Genomic DNA, 17,679 nt, shown 5'->3' on the forward strand with positions numbered 1-17,679 from the left:
GACGATCGTGCCATGCCGGTCCGACGGGTTCGTACACGCCACTTCGCGTCACAGGATCGAGGACGCAACCCACATCACAAGTACTGCTACGACCGTTCCACCCAGTACCCACCGGTAGACGCGGAGCCGTAACAACAGCAGCATCGCCGCTGTGACAACCGAGACCGTCAGGGCCCCTGCAACTCCACTTGGCATCACGACACCCGCGCCCGGCAGTGACGCCGACCACCGCGACACCGCAACGAGCCACCACAGCGGCGCCGACGCCAATTCGAGTACGAGCGAGGCAAGCCAGCCCGCCCACGGTGCGAACACGGCTGCGACGACACCGACAACGGTGATCGGCGCAACCGTCGGAGCCACCGCAATATTGGCGAGAATTCCCACCACAGAAAAGGTTCCCGTCATTCCCGCCACTATCGGCGCGGTCACCGCGTGCGCTGCAGCGGCGACGGCAACGACTTCGGCAGGCGCGCGGCCCCAACCGTGCGCACGCAGCCAGTCGACCCACACCGGCGCCACCACGACAAGGCCCGCGGTGGCGGCCACCGACAGTGCGAAGCCGAAGTCGACCGACAGCTCGGGCCAGCAAGCCAGAAGGCCCAGCACGGCAGTGGACAGGGCCGGGACTGCCTGACGTCGACGACCTGTGACGAGCGCGAGCAGTCCGATGCCGCCCATCACCGCCGCACGCAGCACGCTCGGGGACGGCCTGGCAACGACGACGAACGCCAGGAGCACTAGCCCGCACAGCACTACCGTCGAGCGTGGTCCGATCGCAATGGCACGGGTCAGCAACAGGACTGCGCCGAGGACGATTGCGAAATTCGCCCCGGAGACCGCCGTCAGGTGGGTCAGTCCCGCTGCACGAAAGTCGGACTCCAGGTCTTCCGGCAATGCAGACACGTCACCGACCACGAGACCCGGAAGCAACCCTGCCTGATCGACCGGCAGCGCATCCGATGCCGCTGCCGCAAGCGACGTTCTCACTGCTGCAGCTGTTCTCGTCACCGGTCCAGGTGCGTCGACGCGCAGCGGAGGTCCGTCTACCCGAACGACAGCGAGCGTGAGGTCCTGTCTGTCGGGTGGCGAGAGTCGCCCCCGCAGGACGACGGTCTGCCCGGGGACCAGGTGCTGCCACTCGGTTGCCGGGGCCAACACCGACACTCGTCCACCGAGCTCGATCGGTATCCCCGCGATATCGACCTGAACCAGCTCGGCCCGGACGGACACCGTCGGAGGCCCGGGCGAGCGCAGTCGGCGTGGATCCTCGCGCACCACGACCGCAGCGCTCACCCAAGCCCGTTCATCGGCGGCGTCGACCACGGGGCTCGTCTCGAATTCCCAGGCATGCAGGGCGGCCGCACCCGAGTAGCATCCACCGATCACTGCCATCGTGATCAGTCCGATGCCGCTGCGCCCCAGGTGCGCTCGCCAGTACAGCACTGCGACACACAGACAAACCCACGCCACTGCGAGGACGATGACAACGACGGATCCGCCCAGAATCCCGCAGATCGTGGCGCCCCACCCGGCGAGCGCGCACGGAACCAGCCGCACGTCGTGCGGGCGGATCAGTGGTTCGTTCACACCGTGACCTGGCCTCTGAGTTTTTCGAGGCGCACCGGGCCGATACCGTCCACCTCCGCCAACTGCCCGACGTCCTTGAACGCGCCGTTCGCCTCCCGCCAGGCGATGATGCTCGCTGCCGTCACCGGTCCGACGCCGTCCAACGCGTCGAGTTCGGCCACCGTCGCGGTATTGAGATTCACTGTGCCCCCTGCACTGCCATCCCCTGCAGCGCCCGTTGCTCCGGTAGCCGAAGTCGAGGCACTTCCCGGTGCAGAATCCTGCACCGTCCCACTGATGATCGGCCTCCCCTCCGGCGGTGGCGCACCGACCACGATCTGGTCACCGTCCGCGAGCTTGGCCGCCAAGTTCAGCGCCAACACATCCGCGCCGTCGAGTGGTCCACCTGCGGCCTCGAGAGCATCGGCGACGCGTGAGCCGGCCGGAAGGTTCACCAGACCCGAGGATGCAACCAGACCCACCACACTGACCACGATGGTCGACGGCGGAGCTGCAGTCCCGGAGGGTGCGACCTCGACCTCCGAAATGGGTTGCACGATCGGCAGAGTCGGCACTGGCGCAACGACCGGCGCATCGCGCAGCATTGCGTACCCGGCCACGATCAGGACGGTCACTCCGACGCCACACAGCGCGAGCATCCCGGTTCGGCCGGGGTCGAGACGGGCACCGCGCCATCGCTCCGGGAGGTGGGCCGAGAGCGCCGATTCGCGCTGCTCGTCCTGCCTCAGCCAGTCCGGTGTCAGGTTTGCGTCGACGTCGCGTGGACTGCGATCGAGCGCTCCAGGAGAACCAGGTCCGACCGGAGTGGAGTCTCGCGAGATCGGCTGCGTTCGAGGACTTGCCATACCCGCGACGGTATCGACGGCACTGGTCTCCGACGGGACGACACCGCAGCTGGAGGATTGCCCTGTGGATAACCACCGAGGCTGTGGACAACGCGGCTCGACCGTGCCGAGTCAGCGCTCCGGACAGACGACGACTCCCACTGCCCCGGGGCCGACATGAGCGCCGAGAACGGCCCCGAAAGGCACCACCGAAAGATCGCTGACCTCGGGAATTCGGCGTGCCAACAGGGTAGCGACAGCGTCGGCACGCTCGGGGCACTGCATATGGTGCACGGTGAGCGCAACCCTGCCTTTTCCAGCGACCCGGTGGGCGGCGTCGACGAGTTTGCCGAGCGCCTTCGTCGACGTTCGCGCCTTCTCGCCCAGCACCAGCTTGCCTTCGCTCACATGCAGCACCGGCTTCATGGCCAGTGCTGTACCGACCAGCGCGGCCGCCGCTCCGATACGACCTCCCCGGCGCAAGTGATCGAGCCGGTCCACCACGATGAAACTGCGACTCCGGTGGGCCACTGCCACGGCATCGTCGTATACGGAGTCGATGCTCTCGCCGCGGGCGGCCGCTCGGGCGGCGGCTAGGACCGCGTAGCCGAGGCCCATCCCGGCCGACGCGGAATCGATCACGCGGACTCGCTCACCCAATCCGGCTGCCGCCTGACGAGCTGCCTCCCAGGTACTGGAGAGACCACGCGAAATGTGCACGGCCACAACGCCTGCGCCGTCACTTCGTTCCAGCGCGTCACGGTAGAGACCGGTCAACTCCCCCGGCGATGCTCCCGCTGTCGTGACAGGACCATGTGCCGCAAAGTTCTCCGGGATCGGATCGAGACCCTCACGTAGGTCGATTCCGTCGACGAACACATGCAAGGGAGCCACGGTGATCCCCGCGCCGTGGGCGAGCTCTGCACCCAGACATGCCGACGAATCGGTCACGACCGCTACTGTCACCCGCGCTGCCCCTCTTCGCGTACAACCGTTCTCAGTTGGGCAAGCATCGCGTCTGCGACGGCGACGTGAGCCTCCCAACCCCAGTGGATTCCGTCGGGGTTGGCCTGGTCGGAGAAGATGTTCTCGCGCACTGCGTCCGCCAGATCGACCAGTGGCACACCACTCTTCGCACCCCATTGCCGCAGAGCCCTCTCAGCGGCGGGTCGGCCGGCATGGACCTTGCCGTACGCATCGCTACGATGCACCGAGGGCAACGTTCCGATGATCGGCAGTTCCGGTCGAACATACGCCAGCGCGGCTCGCGCCTGCTCCAGGTAGTCGACGCTCAGCTTCGGCGGCAGCGCCACCGGCCAGCCGAGATGCGCGAACCTCGGTTGTACCCATTGGTATCCGGCACGCACAACCCGGCGGAGAGCCGGCGGACGGACGTACCGAATCTGTTCCCGGAGCGCCGTCGGCAGCGGCGACGGCAACGAATCCATCCCGCCGACACCGAAGATCACTGCGCCTGCCTTCGGGATCGCCGCCCACACGCGCGGATCCTGCGTCAGCGCCCACCACGCGTCGCGACTGGTCCAGCCGATGCGTGCCACCAGCTCGACCGTCCATCCCAGCTCTGCCGCAACGAGATTGGGCCAGATGCGCGGATCGTCGACCGGAAGACCGCCCTTCGGCCCGTAATAGCTCAGCGAATCCGCCACAACCAGAAGCACTGGCGGTGCCTCGGCGTCGACGGCGCGAACCTGGTAATCGTCAGAGGACGTCACTGGCCACTCTCGCGGACGCGTTCCAGACATCGAGACGCCAGCCGAGCGCGTCACCCTCGCCGTGACTGCTCAGCTGTACCCAGCTGGTGTTCGACAGTCCACCGAGCACGGGCCACCGATCCACTGGAAGATCGAGCAGAGCGGCGCTCAATGCGGCGATCAGGCCTCCGTGGGCGACGAGGACGATCGGCGCGCTCGCACCGTCAGCTCCCCACTGCATCTCGGAGTCGAGCAGTTCGCGGACCACCGGCACGCTCCGACGAGCGACGTCGACGCGACTCTCGCCCCCCGGAGGCGCGACGGTGGCGTCGGCTCGCCATGCCGACCGTGCGCCGGGCAGGAGGTCGTCGACGTCGTGATGCGTCAAACCTTGCCAGTCGCCCAGATGAGTTTCACGAAGCCGTTGATCGACGTCGACGGCAACCCCGCTCGCGTCACCCAACGCGGTGGCCGTGTCGAGAGCGCGTCGGAGATCCGAGGACACGATGCGCATCGGCGAGCGCGTCGCAAGCAGTTCAGCTGCGGACTTGGCCTGTGTTCTGCCCAGTTCGGTCAGGTCGGTGTCGAGTTGACCCTGCATGCGCTCGGTCGCGTTGTACTCGGTCTGGCCGTGCCGCAGCAGAATCAACTGCCGCTTGACCGGTGTCACTGCTCCGATTCCACCGAGTCGCCCGCTACTTCAGCAGCAGGCCGCTCGCCGAGTCCGGGAACCTCGATGCTCGGGCAGTCCTTCCACAGGCGCTCCAACGCGTAGAAGTTTCGCTCGTCGTTGTGCTGGACGTGGACGACGACGTCGATGTAGTCGAGAAGCGCCCACCGTCCTTCACGAGTCCCTTCCTTGCGGACCGGCTTGAAGCCCTCCTCGCGCAGCTTGTCCTCGATGTTCTCGACGATCGCGCTGACCTGCCGTTCGTTGGGTGCCGACGCGATGACGAAGCAGTCGGTGATGACCAACTGCTCTGAGACGTCGAGGACCACGACGTCGGTCGCCAGCTTGTCGTCGGCCGCGAGGGCCGCGATTCGCGCGATGGAGGTGGCCTGATCGGTTGCAGTCACTTAGCTAATCTCCCCATGTGTAGAGCCTGATTGTGTCGAGCCTGGTTGTGCCTGGTCTGTCGGGTGCATCTTCTGTGGCGATGGCTCCGACATCGTGACGGAGCCGTCGAGGCGTTGTTCGCCTCTCGGTCGGTAGAGATTTCTCTTGGAGATGTACTGGACCACGCCGTCGGGGACGAGGTACCACACGGGCCGGTTTTCGCTCGCCCGCAGCCTGCATTCGGTCGAGGAGATCGCCAGCGCGGGGATCTCGATCAGTGTCAGCGCGTCCGGTGGTAGGTCCTGGAGGTGATCGGCGAGATGTTCGACTCCCAGTTCGAAGCCCGGCCGCGACACCCCGACGAATTTCGCGAGATCGAACAGCTCCTCCCAGTTCTGCCAGGTCAGGATACTCTCGAGCGCGTCCGCGCCGGTGATGAAGTACAGCTCGGCGGCCGGGTGCTGCTCGCGGAGGTCGCGAAGGGTGTCCACCGTGTACGTCAGTTTCTCGCGGTCGACATCGACGCGACTGACCGAGAATCGAGGGTTGGACGCGGTGGCGATGACCGTCATGAGGTAACGGTCCTCGGCCGGGCTGACGACCTTGCCCTCCTTCTGCCAAGGCGTCCCGGTCGGGACGAAGATGACCTCGTCGAGACCGAAGGTGTTGGCGACCTCGCTGGCGGCGACGAGGTGGCCGTGATGGATCGGATCGAACGTTCCGCCCATCACTCCCAGCTTGCGGACCGCCACAGGTTGTTGTTGCACGATTGTCGAGCTTACTTCGCGGGACCAGGACTACAGATCACACCGGCAGTAGCCGCGAGACGATGTCGCCCAACTGCCCGGCGGAACGGCACTCGTACATGCTGATGACGTCGCTGTAGACGGTGGTTGCGGAGTCTCCCGAACCCCACTGACCCTTCGGTTCCGGGTTTAGCCAGTACGCGTGCTTGGCCACCGCAACCGTGCGCGCCAGCGCCGCCACTTTCGGGTCCCGGTAGTTGGTGCGGGCGTCGCCGAGTACCAGTACCGAGGTCCTCGCAGTCACGGCCTGGGCGTACTTGTCGTCGAAGGTCTCGAACGCATTTCCATAGTCGGAGTGCCCGTCGTAGGTGATCAGCTCCGACTCTCGAACGACGCGCGACATCGCCGCGCCGAGATCGGATCCCGAATCGAAGAATCGCGTCACCTCGTCGGTGGAGTCGATGAAGGCGAAGATGCGAACGCGTGAGAACTGCTCTCGCAGCGCATGGACCAGGAGCAGGGTGAAGTGGCTGAACCCTGCGACCGACCCCGACACATCGCACAGAACCACGAGCTCCGGGCGGGCTTTCCTCGGTTTACGCTGCACCAGGTCGATGGGCACGCCGCCCGTGGACATGGATTTCCGCAGTGTGCGTCGAAGATCGATCGAGCCCGACCTGCTCCGCTTACGCCTCGCGGCGAGCCTGCTCGCGAGTAGTCGCGCCAGTGGCGACACGCTGCGTCGCAGAGCCACCATCTCGGTATCCGACGCGCGCAGAAAGTCGACGTCCTCGGCGAGCTTCGGAACGCCGTAGCTCGCGACGCGTTCACGGCCGAGCTGCTCTGCGGCGCGGCGGCGTGTTTCCTTCTCCACCATCTTGCGCAGATCTGCGATCCGCTGCGCGGCGGTACGCTTGGCGACCTCGTCCTCGTACGCGCCCGACGACCGGTCCGAACCGTTTTCCGCGTTTCCCAGTAGTCCTTGCAGGATCTTGCTCAGCAACGTATCCGGGGCGACATCGCGCAATGCCTGATACGCCGAGAAAGACGGCCCGTTAGTCGACTTGTATTGGCCGAGCTCCTCGACCATCTGCGCGGCCAGCATCTCGGTCAGCTCGAGTGCATCGGGACTGCCGTCGACGAGAAGATCGGTGATCAGCTCTCGCAGGGCGGTGAAGTCGATCGTGCCGTCGGGCATCCTCGGCAGTGCAGTGTCGATCTGTCCGGACTCCCGCTGTCCGGTTGCCGCCGGAAACCACAGGTCGAACAGCGCATCGAACGTGTCGCGGTGCGTCGGTCTGCGTAGGAGCGAGCACGCCAGTCCTTCGCGAAGGGCTTCGCGATCGAGGAGGTCGAGCACGGCGAGAACACGCCCTGCGTCGACCGTTTCGGACGGTCCGACGGCAATGCCGCGCGCCCGAAGCGCCTCGACGAAGTCGACGAGATGGCCGGACAATCCGTACGGGGACAACATGTCAGTTCAGCCGGAGCTCGGCTGCGGCCTTGTCCTGGTCGGACTGATGCTTGAGCACCACTCCCAGCGTGGCACGGACTGCGTCGTCGTCCAGGGTGTCCATCCCGAGCGCAAGCAGGGTCCGGCCCCAGTCGATGGTTTCGGCGACCGACGGCACTTTCTTGAGCTGCATTGCACGCATGACGCGCACGGTGCGGACCAGCTGCTCCGCGATTGCCTCCGGCAGCTCCGGCACCCGACTGGCCAGAATTCTCCGTTCGAGTTCGGCATCCGGAAAGTCGAGATGCAGGAACAGGCAGCGACGTTTGAGTGCTTCGGACAGTTCGCGAGTGGCGTTCGAGGTCAGAACCGTGAACGGCTTGCGGGTCGCGGTGATCGTGCCGAGCTCGGGAATGGTGACAGCGAAGTCGCTCAGCACCTCGAGCAGCAAACCCTCGATCTCGACGTCGGCCTTGTCGGTCTCGTCGATCAGCAACACCGTGGGATCCTCGCGGCGGATCGCCTGCAACAACGGCCTCGCGAGCAGGAATTCCTCCGAGAACACATCGAGCTTGGTGGAGTCCCAGTCCTGGTGTCCTGCGGAACTCGATTGAATTCGCAGGATTTGCTTGGCGTGATTCCACTCGTACAGGGCACGTGCCTCGTCGACGCCCTCGTAGCACTGCAGCCGAATCAGTTCCGCGCCCGCCGTCTGGGCGACGGCTCTGGCCAGTTCGGTCTTTCCGACACCCGCCGGCCCCTCGATGAGCAGCGGCTTACCGAGCCGATCGGCAAGAAACACCGACGTCGCCGTGGCCTTGTTCGCGAGGTAGCCGGTCTCGGCAAGTCGGGACACGACGTCATCGACGCTGCCGAACAGCGGCGGTGTCGTCGGTAATGCTCGATCCACGTTTTTCTCCTGCTTTAGTTACGTACTTCGATGCCTCACACCGCGCGTGTGTGGCCCTCGCCCCAGACAGTCCACTTCGTCGAGGTCAGTTCGGGTAGGCCCATAGGCCCTCGGGCGTGGAGCTTCTGCGTGGAAATACCGATTTCGGCTCCGAAACCGAACTGTTCTCCATCGGTGAATGCCGTCGAGGCGTTGACCATGACCGCCGCGGCATCGACACGAGTGGTGAACTCGCGGGCGGCACGAAGATCCGCCGTCACGATCGCCTCGGTGTGCCCGGTGCCGTAGGCGTCGATGTGCGCGATTGCATCGTCGATTCCGTCGACGACCTTCAGCGCGACGTCGAGCGACAAGTACTCCTCCGCCCAATCCTTGTCGGTGGCGGGCACCAGGCCTGGCAGGTCTCCGTGGACGACGACGCTGTGTGCCTGGAACGCCTGTAACAGCTGTGGCACCGCTGTCTCGGCCACAGCGGCATCGACGAGGATCGTTTCGGCGGCGTTGCAGACACTGACCCGACGAGTCTTGGAGTTGAGAATGATCTTCTCGGCCATCTCGAGGTCGGCTTCCGAATGGACGTAGATGTGGCAATTCCCGACGCCGGTCTCGATCGTCGGGACGGTGGCATCACGAACGACCGCGTCGATGAGTCCGGCGCCACCCCGCGGGATCACGACGTCGACAAGGCCGCGTGCCTGGATCAAATGTGTGACGGATGACCGATCGGCACTGTCGAGCAACTGAACTGCGTCGAGCGGCAGACCACTCGCCACGAGAGACTGCTGGATCGCATCGACGAGAGCGGCATTGGACAGCGCAGCCGACTTCGACCCGCGAAGCAACGCCGCGTTGCCGGACTTGAATGCGAGCCCGAATGCGTCGACCGTCACGTTCGGGCGTGCTTCGTAGACCATCCCGACCACTCCGAGCGGCACTCGAAGTTGACGGATTTGAAGACCGTTGGGCAGCGTCGACCCGCGAACTACCTCTCCGATCGGATCCGGCAGTCCCGCGACCTGCCGGAGCCCCGCGGCGATGCCGTCGATCCTCGCCCCGGTCAGGCGCAATCTGTCGAGTAACCCCTCGTCCGTTCCAGCCTCGCGCGCAGCCTCGACGTCGGCTTCGTTGGCGGCGAGCACCTGCGGGCCTGCTGCGAGAAGAGCATCCGCAGCAGCATGCAAGGCCGCGTTCTTCTCCGCCGCGGTCAACAGCGCAAGAGCACGCGACGCAACTCTGCCGCGCCTGGCAGCGGCATGGACCTTCTCGCGCTGGTCCACCTGCTGCGAGGTCGAATCAGTGGTCACGGGTACAGCAGTCATGCTTCACACACTAACCGGCGACGCGTCTCGACCTTCGTCGGGAATGACGACACTGCTCGAGTGGTTGTCGCCAGCGAACCCTTCTGGATTCGACACCTTCACTTCCGACGACAGAGGAGATCTCTTGACCGCGCTGTTCGAACCCCTGACTCTGCGCAGCATCACGTTTCCGAACAGAGTGTGGATGTCGCCGATGTGCCAGTACTCCGCAGACACCGAGGGTGAGGGAGTGGGCGCCCCACACGATTGGCACCGAACACATCTGGTGAGCCGTGCGATCGGCGGCGCCGGGCTCATTCTCACCGAGGCCGCCGCAGTGAGTCCAGAAGGACGGATCAGCCCGGCCGACCTCGGGATCTGGAACGACACTCAGGAACAGGCGTTCGCCGACATCGTTGCGCGTATCGAGGCGTACGGATCGGTACCGGGCATTCAACTCGCGCATGCCGGACGTAAGGCGTCGACCTCGGCTCCGTGGGTAGGCGGAAAGTCCATTCCGGCCACCGAGCCGCTCGGCTGGGAAACCGTCGGCCCGTCTGCGGTCGCCTTCGGTGACTACGCGACGCCACGGGAAGCGACCAGAGACGACATCGAGCAGATCGTGCGCGATTTCGTCGCTGCGGCAGAGCGCTCGTTGCGTGCCGGCTTCAAGGTCGTCGAGATCCACGCAGCACATGGTTACCTCGTTCACCAGTTCCTCTCCCCCGCAAGCAATCAGCGCACCGACGAGTACGGCGGCGATTTCACGGGCCGGACTCGTCTTCTCATCGAGATCGTCGACGCTGTCCGGAAGGTCTGGCCGGCCGAACTCCCACTGTTCGTCCGCGTATCGGCGACGGATTGGCTGGACGAGGACATCGAGGGTCTCGACGCACCGAGTTGGACAGCCGACCAGACGGTCGCGCTGGTTCAGCTTCTCGAAGATCACGGCGTCGATCTGATCGACGTGTCCACCGGTGGAAATGTTCGAGCGAAGATTCCTGTCGGACCTGGGTATCAAGTTCCGTTCGCCCAACGGATCCAGAACGAGACGACGGTTCCTGCTGCGGCGGTCGGAATGATCACCGAGCCCAAGCAGGCAGAGGAGATCGTCTCGTCGGGTGTTGCGGTAGCCGTGCTGCTCGCCCGAGAACTTCTCCGTGACCCGTACTGGCCGAGACGTGCAGCACGGGAACTCGGAGCAGAGATCACCCCGGCCGTTGCCCCGCAGTACGAGCGGGCGTTCTGAGCGAGCGACGGCAACCCTCGAACGCTCGGTGAAGCCACGGCTCCACCCGTCACGATCTCGTGAAGGCGGGGCCAGGGCACTAGTGCACAGTGGCCGGCTGTCGCGGCACTCGATCTCTGAATGCGCGTGCGTAGTTCGGAGGGTGCCGCAGCGGCACGGCGAGTTCTCGTGCCGCTCGCTGACCCCAGTACGGATCACGCAGCAACTCCCGAGCCAAGAACACGGCGTCGGCCTGTCCCGATTCCACTATGGAGTTCGCCTGCGCTGGGTCCGTGATCAATCCGACTGCGGCGGTGGGCATTCCGGTTCTGCTGCGCACCTCCGCCGCGAATCGCACCTGATATCCAGGCCCGACGGGTATGCGCGCGTCGGGCACTATGCCTCCGGTCGAGACGTCGAACAGGTCGACGCCATGGCTGGACAACACGTCCGCCAAGGCCACGGTGTCCTCCACCGTCCAGCCAGGACGGGCGTCGTCCGTATCGCCGGCAAGCCAATCGGTTGCCGAGACACGGAAGAACAATGGGCGGTTGCCAGGCCACACTCGCCGAACCGCATCGACGACTTCGACGGCGAACCGCATGCGATTGGTGAGTGATCCTCCGTATTCATCGGTACGCCGATTCGAGGATGGCGACAGAAACTGATGAATCAGATATCCGTGCGCGCCATGAAGTTCGAGGACGTCGAAACCCGCGGCAGCTGCGCGACTCGCACTGGCTGCGAAGGACTCCACGATGTCGCCGATCTGGCGTCTCGTGAGCGCAACAGGCTCAGGCAACTCGCCGAAGGCTTCCGGACTCGGAGCGACCGTCTGCCACTTACTTTCCACGAAATCGCCTGAATTCCACGGCCGTCCTGTCGACGCCTTGCGTCCGGCGTGAACGAGTTGAATTCCAACCGCGGTTCCCTGCGCGTGCAAGAACTCGATGATTCGGCGGTGCGAGCGCGCCTGCGCATCGTTCCACAGGCCGAGGTCGAATTCGCTGCTGCGTCCGTCTGGTGTCACGGCCGTCGCCTCGATCATCGCCAGTCCCACACCGCCGACCGCGCGAGCCGCGAAGTGCTGAAAGTGCCAGTCGGTCGCTGCACCTGCACTCTCCCCCTCCGGATCGGCCGCGAACTGCATCATCGGCGACATCCAGATTCGGTTCTGCATAGTCGAATCGCGCAGAGTGATCGAGTCGAACAGGCCGGTCACGACGGCACGGCCGATCGAATGTCGGCGCCGAGGAACGCCTGTGCGTTGGCCGCGAGCACCGACCGCTCGAGTCCGGACCGGTCGACGAAGGTCGCGATGTCCGACTCTGCCATGTCGAACGGATAGTCCGTACCGCACACGATCCTGCTCTCGGCTGCATGCTCACGCAGCAACCCGAGCGCAGCGTCATCGTGAGTGACCGTGTCGAAGTAGGGCGCACGAAACAGCTCTCTCGGTGACGTCGCGCTCGCCGTGCGCACGTCGGGACGAGCCTCCCACGCGTGCGCCCAACGGCCCAGAAGCGATGGAGCGCATCCACCGCCGTGAACGAAGCACAGGCGCAGATCCGGCAGTTCCTCGAGAACACCGCCGAGGATGCTCGACGCGACCGCGGTAGCCGTTTCCACGGGGTTGCCGATGAGGTTCGCGAGGTAGTAGCTGGCCCATTCCGGCTGTGGCAGCTGCATCGGATGGACGAGCACCGCCATCCGATGAGTCGATGCCGACCGCACGATCGAACGCAGCACACCGACATCGAGCGAACCTCCCCGCACGATGGGAGGAATTGCGATACCCACCAATACGTTCTGTGCAGCGAGCGTACGGATCTGACGATCCGCAGCGTCGGGATCGTCGAGTCGCACGGTTCCAAGTCCGGAAAGTCTTCCCGCCGAGTCCGATACCACTTCCGTGAGGGCAGCGTTGTAGGAGCTCGTGTACTCCTCCGCAGAAACGTCGGCAGCCGTCGCGAACGCAAAGGGCGGCGGCGACAGTGCACGAATGTCGATTCCGAACCGGTCCATGTCGGCCAGTACAGCGGTGACGTCGCTCATGGCTTCGGTCCGAATGGATAGGGGGATGTCCCCCAGGAAGAGTTCACCGTCGCGGTCTTGCATGGCGCCGAACGGCGAGCCGGGCGGGAGCCCGAACAGCTCTTCCGGCAACCAGTGGGCGTGGATGTCGAACAGACCTGTGGTCACGATCCCACCACCGGAAGTGCATCGTTGTCCGAGTCGAGATGCTCGACCGTGGTGAAGATCAACTCGCCGGTGCCCACGTTCTCGATGTCGTGCAGTAGAAACTCGCCCGCAGCGAAGTGGAAATGACGAGTTTCACCCGCGGAGTACGAGACGTCTCGCGTAGTGCCGTCGAAGGTGTGTTGCCGGGAAGTGCCGGCGTTCACCGCTGTCCAGAAGTAGTCGAGTACGTGACGGTGTGCGTGCCAGCGCTCACCGGGCGCAAGCCGAATCTCCCACACTCGAACCCGGTCGTTCTGGCTCAGCAGAGTCGAACCCACCTCGCCGTCGTATTCGTGGGCACCGAACTCGGCCCGCAGTTCGTCGGACCATCCGTCGAAGTTCTCCGCAACGAGAGTCCCTGCCAATGGCAGGTCGCTGAGGAAATTGTTGGTAGTCATCGCATTTCCTTTCTAACGATCGCGTCTCTAGCGACCGGGCCCGTACAGGCCGAATCGAAGGTCCTTGTCCCCTGGCGTCCAGGTGTTGGTGAATTGCGATCTCTCGCCCATTGCCTTCACCCTCGCCAACAGATTGCTGCTCAGTTCCAGTTGCCCAGGCTCCCACTTCTCGAGCGCTTCGACGATGTTCCCGGCAGACGCCGAGAGCGCGTCGCTGAGCGCCCACGCGTCAGCTGCTGCCTTGGCGGTTCCGGCCGCCGCGTGCGGCCTGGCCCCGCACGCCGCATCCCCGATCAGTGCGACACGTCCACTGGCCATCTTGGATGCGCGCGAGTCCCACACGACCTGAATGAACGGAGCCTCGGTCGAGGTGACGACCTCGGCAGCGGCAGGTGCGAGCAGCCTCGACGCGGCATCGCGCATCTCCTCGACGTACCGATCCTGGACCTGGTGGGGATGGACGGACACCTTTCCCTGAAACCCTCGCTTGTCGGTGAGCATCTCATCGAGATCGGGGCCTTCCGGAACGTTGCGATACCAGACGTAGTTCATCAACCGATCGCCGACAGCAGTTCCTCGCGCGCTTGGAATGGGGTACATCGTGATTTGCGAGTTCTGCACGATGTTGTAGGTGATCGAGTTGTGCAGCAGCTGGGCCGTCTCCGATGTCAACATGGCTTCGTCCACCGTGCCCCGCCACCCGATGTACCCCGAATACTCGAGCGTCACATCGGGGTCGATTCGTGAGCGGTTGGCAGATGTGACCCCATCGGCGATCACGACCAGATCTGCATGGACCTGTGTGCCGCTGACGAATCGAACGGTGACCGAGTCCTCGTCCTGATCGAAACCGCAGGCGAATTCACCGAGGTGGTAGCGCTCGCGTCCGAAGTCCGCCAGCAACGCCCGATAGAAGGTGCCCCAGGATGTGTGCGACCACGACCGGGCATCACGGTCGACGATCCGATTGTCGTCCTCGATGTACTGGACCCAGTCGGTGGTGGTGCTCACGTCCTCCGGCCGCTGCGAACTTCGCTCACGGAACCACCGAAGGGTGTCGGGCTGGAGAACGATGCCGCCACCGCGTCCGTCCAGATCGGACGGCGTCCGCTCGAAGACGTCGACCTCGAAGCCGAGGTCTCGAAGAAGGAGCGCTGCAGTCAGTCCGCCGATGGATCCTCCGACGACAACTGCTTTCGAACCTGCGTAAACGTTCATGCCGACGTTCCTTTCACTGACGTGGGTGCCGGCACGGTGTCGGCGGGAGCATGGTGTTCGGGATCGGTCGGCAGGGCCGCGTCACGGGTTTCCGGCGCGAAGTACAACCCGACGAGAGCGATCACTCCGGTGGACGCGAGAACGGCCGTCGCAATGCCCAGGTTGCCGCCGAACCACGAAGTCGCGATGACTCCCGCTACCAGCGGTCCGGCCGCAGTGATGTAGCGACCGATACTGTTGGCCAACGCGATTCCGCTTGCTCGCATACTCGGGGAGAACATTTCGGGCCCGTACACGAAGTTGCCCGACAGTGCTCCGAACAACCCGAAGCCGACGATCGGGATGACGAACAGGTAGGTCGTGTAGGTGTGCTCGAACGGGAAGAGGTAGGCGATGCTCAGACCCGAGATCACGAAGCTCACCATGAAGGACTTTCGTCGACCGATTGCATCGGCGAGAAACCCCCACGTGGCGTAGCCGAGAATTCCACCTGCGTTGAACAACATGGAGGAAATTGCCACACGATGGTTGGCGATGTCGGTGGACAGCGATTCCGCCGAGGCCATGTTGCGGATGATCTGTGGATACCACGTGGAGACGCTCCAGAACGCCAGCAGCGACCCGGTTGCGAGCGCGGTGCAGATCAGTGTTGCGCGAAGGTGCGGTGGGGACAGCAAGCGCCGCAGGACGAACTGATCTTCGGGTCGCCGCATCGCGCTGCCCTTACGCTTCTTGCGGGTTGCGATGACGGTCTTGATCTCTTCGGGTTCTGGAACATATCTACGCAGGAACCACACCAGGAAAGCGGGTACGACGGCCAGTACCAACATGAATCGCCAGCCTTGGCTACTGAGCAGGCTGTAAGCCAGAGCCGCGATGAAGAATCCACCTGCGTAGCCCGACATCATCACTCCGCAGGCCCGAGCACGGTACTTGTTCTTCCATACTTCTGCTACCAGGGCGGCACCCACGGGGGCTTCCACTCCTGAGCCGAGGCCGGCGATGAATCGCAGTATGCCGAGCTGCCACCACGTGTCGGCGAACGCTGCGAGCGCGGTGAAGAGCGCATAGGTCAGAATGCCGATCGACAGAACCCGCACTCGACCGAAGTAGTCGGCAAGCACTCCGAAAAGGATTCCGCCGGTCGCCCATCCGGCGAGAAACAACGCGACGGTCATACCGCCGTAGAGGCCGATGTGTCCTGCGTCGACACTGATTCCGGAGTTCGGAAGCAACTCTGTCATCGCCGGCCCCAGCACCAGTGCGTACAGGCTTCCGGCGAAGCCGTCGAGCGCCCAGCCCATGGTGGTCCCGAACAGGACGAGCCATTGCACTCTGGTTATTTCCTGGCGCCAACCATCGGCGCTCGGCTTTTCATCGATCGATGTCACGGTATGTCCAATCGTGAGGAGGAGTGATGTTCCGGCGCCGTCAGTTCAGGCGGCCGGGTGTGTCGGATCCGTACCAGTCGACATCACTGTCTGCGGTACGGACGACGATCGTCTTGATCCAGGTGAAGTCGTCGAACGACTCTGTGCCCGCGTCTTTTCCGGCTCCCGATTCTTTGACCCCACCCCAGGGCAACGACGGCTCGAGGCGGTGGTGGTCGTTGACCCAGACCATCCCTGATTCGATGGACTCGGCGACGCGGTGCGCTCGACCGATGTCGCGCGTCCAGACGCCCGCACCGAGGCCGAAGGGGTTGTCGTTCGCCATCTCGATCGCCTCCTCCTCCGTATCGAAGGGCACGACGACCGCGACTGGTCCGAAAATCTCCTCCTGGGCGACACGCATCGAATTGGTGGCGTCGGCAAGGACGGTAGGCCGAACGAAGAAGCCGTCGCGCAGGCTCCCCGGCAGGTCGGGAACATCTCCACCCGCAACCAACCTTGTTCCCTCGGAACGGCCGATTTCGATGTAGTCCAGTACCTTCCGGCGCTGTCGGTCGCTGATCATCGGTCCCATCTGCGTGCGGACATCAGCGGGGTCACCGATTCGAATCGACTCGGCTCGGCGAGCGAGGGCGTCGACGAACGCGTCGTAGCTGCCGCGCTGAACAAGAAATCGTGCTCCTGCAACACACGATTGTCCCGAGGCCACGAACGCGGCGAATGCAGCACCTTCCGCCGCAGCGACCGGGTCGTAGTCGTCGAACACGATGACCGGAGTCTTCCCACCCAGTTCGGCAGTGATTCGCGCGAACCGAACTGCGGTGGCCGCCGCAGCAGAACGGCCGGCCTCCGTTCCACCGGTGAGGGTTATCTTCGCGACATCTTCGTGCTCGGTCAGTCGGATACCGGCCTCTCGCCCACCGGTGACCACGTTGACCACTCCCGCCGGAACCCCTGCGTCGGTGAGTATTCGAGCGATCGCGAGAGTGGTGAGGGGCGTGAGCTCCGAAGGCTTGATCACGACGGTGTTCCCGGTCGCCAATGCGGCCGAAAGGCTTCGGGCCAGGATGAGTGCGGGGTGGTTGAACGGGGTGATGATTCCGCAGACACCGAGTGGCGCTCGCTTCTGATAGGTCAGGTACGGCCCGTCACTGGGCAGAACCGAGTCACGCTGCGATGACAGGAGACCCGCGTTGTACCGAAACCACTCCGGCACCCTGGACAGCTGGGCACGCGTTTCGGTGATGGGCCGGCCGTTGTTCTGCGTCTCGAGGGTGAACAACGACTCGCTCGCTGCTTCGAGGGCATCTGCAGCGCGGAGTAGAACCCGTGCCCTCTCCGTCCGGCTCGTACGCGGCCACGGACCCGACTCGAATGCGATTCGCGCCGCAGCGACCGCCACATCCACGTCCACGCCGTTCCCGTCGGGCACCGTCGCGATCGGTTTGCCCGTGGCCGGGTTGACGACGGTCGACGTCGCACCGCTGGCGGCATGTACGTCTTTCCCGTCGATGTACATCGAATGTTCGGTCATGTCACGCTCGTTTCGTACTCGCTGGAAGTTCCGGTCTGGCGAAGTGTCGCTGTCGGGGTCATCGCCGCTGGGAACAATC

General features: G+C 64.5%; 17 protein-coding genes. 1 reads left to right on the forward strand and 16 read right to left on the reverse strand.

Annotated elements, in window-relative coordinates:
- Positions 1–48: 48 nt before the first annotated feature.
- The 10 genes from ACODSO_RS02760 to ACODSO_RS02805 all read right to left on the reverse strand — a co-directional run bounded on the left by ACODSO_RS02760 (position 49) and on the right by ACODSO_RS02805 (position 9,611).
- Positions 49–1,590: a ComEC/Rec2 family competence protein gene (locus tag ACODSO_RS02760; RefSeq protein WP_489034862.1), complete on the reverse strand. Its 1,542-nt coding sequence runs from the start codon at positions 1,588–1,590 to the stop codon at positions 49–51.
- Positions 1,587–2,435 (reverse strand): ComEA family DNA-binding protein, encoded by an 849-nt coding sequence (locus tag ACODSO_RS02765; RefSeq protein ID WP_489034864.1) that lies wholly within the window; start codon positions 2,433–2,435, stop codon positions 1,587–1,589. Before ACODSO_RS02765 ends, ACODSO_RS02760 begins: the two co-directional genes overlap by 4 nt.
- 111 nt (positions 2,436–2,546) lie before the next feature.
- Positions 2,547–3,380, reverse strand: a complete 834-nt coding sequence (locus ACODSO_RS02770) for a DegV family protein (RefSeq protein ID WP_489034866.1) — start codon at positions 3,378–3,380, stop codon at positions 2,547–2,549.
- Positions 3,377–4,147 carry a diglucosylglycerate octanoyltransferase gene (gene octT, locus ACODSO_RS02775; protein WP_489034868.1) on the reverse strand — a complete coding sequence of 257 codons (771 nt, stop codon included), beginning with the start codon at positions 4,145–4,147 and terminating at the stop codon, positions 3,377–3,379. The genes ACODSO_RS02770 and octT overlap by 4 nt, the downstream gene beginning before the upstream one ends.
- Complete coding sequence (locus ACODSO_RS02780; RefSeq protein ID WP_489035103.1) at positions 4,134–4,805, reverse strand: histidine phosphatase family protein; 672 nt, start codon at positions 4,803–4,805, stop codon at positions 4,134–4,136. The genes octT and ACODSO_RS02780 overlap by 14 nt, the downstream gene beginning before the upstream one ends.
- Positions 4,793–5,203 (reverse strand): ribosome silencing factor, encoded by a 411-nt coding sequence (rsfS, locus tag ACODSO_RS02785; protein WP_489034869.1) that lies wholly within the window; start codon positions 5,201–5,203, stop codon positions 4,793–4,795. The genes ACODSO_RS02780 and rsfS overlap by 13 nt, the downstream gene beginning before the upstream one ends.
- The gene (gene nadD, locus ACODSO_RS02790; RefSeq protein ID WP_489035104.1) at positions 5,204–5,911 is read right to left on the reverse strand and encodes a nicotinate-nucleotide adenylyltransferase; all 708 of its coding nucleotides are present in this window, start codon (positions 5,909–5,911) and stop codon (positions 5,204–5,206) included.
- Positions 5,912–5,987: 76 nt separating this feature from the next.
- Positions 5,988–7,403 carry a vWA domain-containing protein gene (locus tag ACODSO_RS02795; RefSeq protein WP_489034871.1) on the reverse strand — a complete coding sequence of 472 codons (1,416 nt, stop codon included), beginning with the start codon at positions 7,401–7,403 and terminating at the stop codon, positions 5,988–5,990.
- A gap of 1 nt (position 7,404) precedes the next feature.
- On the reverse strand, positions 7,405–8,292 hold the full coding sequence (locus ACODSO_RS02800; RefSeq protein WP_068378665.1) for an AAA family ATPase: 888 nt from the start codon (positions 8,290–8,292) through the stop codon (positions 7,405–7,407).
- Between the two features lie 35 nt (positions 8,293–8,327).
- A complete protein-coding gene (locus tag ACODSO_RS02805; RefSeq protein ID WP_489034872.1) occupies positions 8,328–9,611 on the reverse strand; it encodes a glutamate-5-semialdehyde dehydrogenase in 1,284 nt (427 codons plus the stop codon).
- Between the two features lie 124 nt (positions 9,612–9,735).
- Between ACODSO_RS02805 and ACODSO_RS02810 the strand changes: the two genes are divergently transcribed.
- Positions 9,736–10,839, forward strand: coding sequence for an NADH:flavin oxidoreductase/NADH oxidase (locus ACODSO_RS02810; protein WP_489035105.1), 1,104 nt, complete (start codon positions 9,736–9,738; stop codon positions 10,837–10,839).
- A 79-nt stretch (positions 10,840–10,918) separates the two neighbouring features.
- Here ACODSO_RS02810 and ACODSO_RS02815 read toward each other — a convergent pair whose 3' ends face one another.
- From ACODSO_RS02815 to ACODSO_RS02840, 6 genes are read right to left on the reverse strand one after another with little or no spacing between them, the layout of a single operon-like run.
- Complete coding sequence (locus ACODSO_RS02815) at positions 10,919–12,040, reverse strand: NADH:flavin oxidoreductase/NADH oxidase (protein ID WP_489034874.1); 1,122 nt, start codon at positions 12,038–12,040, stop codon at positions 10,919–10,921.
- Positions 12,037–13,020 carry an amidohydrolase family protein gene (locus tag ACODSO_RS02820; RefSeq protein ID WP_489034875.1) on the reverse strand — a complete coding sequence of 328 codons (984 nt, stop codon included), beginning with the start codon at positions 13,018–13,020 and terminating at the stop codon, positions 12,037–12,039. Before ACODSO_RS02820 ends, ACODSO_RS02815 begins: the two co-directional genes overlap by 4 nt.
- On the reverse strand, positions 13,017–13,457 hold the full coding sequence (locus ACODSO_RS02825) for a cupin domain-containing protein (RefSeq protein ID WP_068378659.1): 441 nt from the start codon (positions 13,455–13,457) through the stop codon (positions 13,017–13,019). The genes ACODSO_RS02820 and ACODSO_RS02825 overlap by 4 nt, the downstream gene beginning before the upstream one ends.
- Before the next feature lie 27 nt (positions 13,458–13,484).
- Complete coding sequence (locus ACODSO_RS02830; RefSeq protein ID WP_489034876.1) at positions 13,485–14,675, reverse strand: FAD binding domain-containing protein; 1,191 nt, start codon at positions 14,673–14,675, stop codon at positions 13,485–13,487.
- Complete coding sequence (locus ACODSO_RS02835) at positions 14,672–16,066, reverse strand: MFS transporter (RefSeq protein WP_489034877.1); 1,395 nt, start codon at positions 16,064–16,066, stop codon at positions 14,672–14,674. The genes ACODSO_RS02830 and ACODSO_RS02835 overlap by 4 nt, the downstream gene beginning before the upstream one ends.
- A 40-nt stretch (positions 16,067–16,106) precedes the next feature.
- Entirely contained in the window at positions 16,107–17,600 is a 1,494-nt protein-coding gene (locus tag ACODSO_RS02840) for an aldehyde dehydrogenase (RefSeq protein WP_489034879.1), read from the reverse strand.
- Positions 17,601–17,679: the final 79 nt, after the last annotated feature.

Source organism: Rhodococcus sp. FG69, from assembly GCF_057808915.1.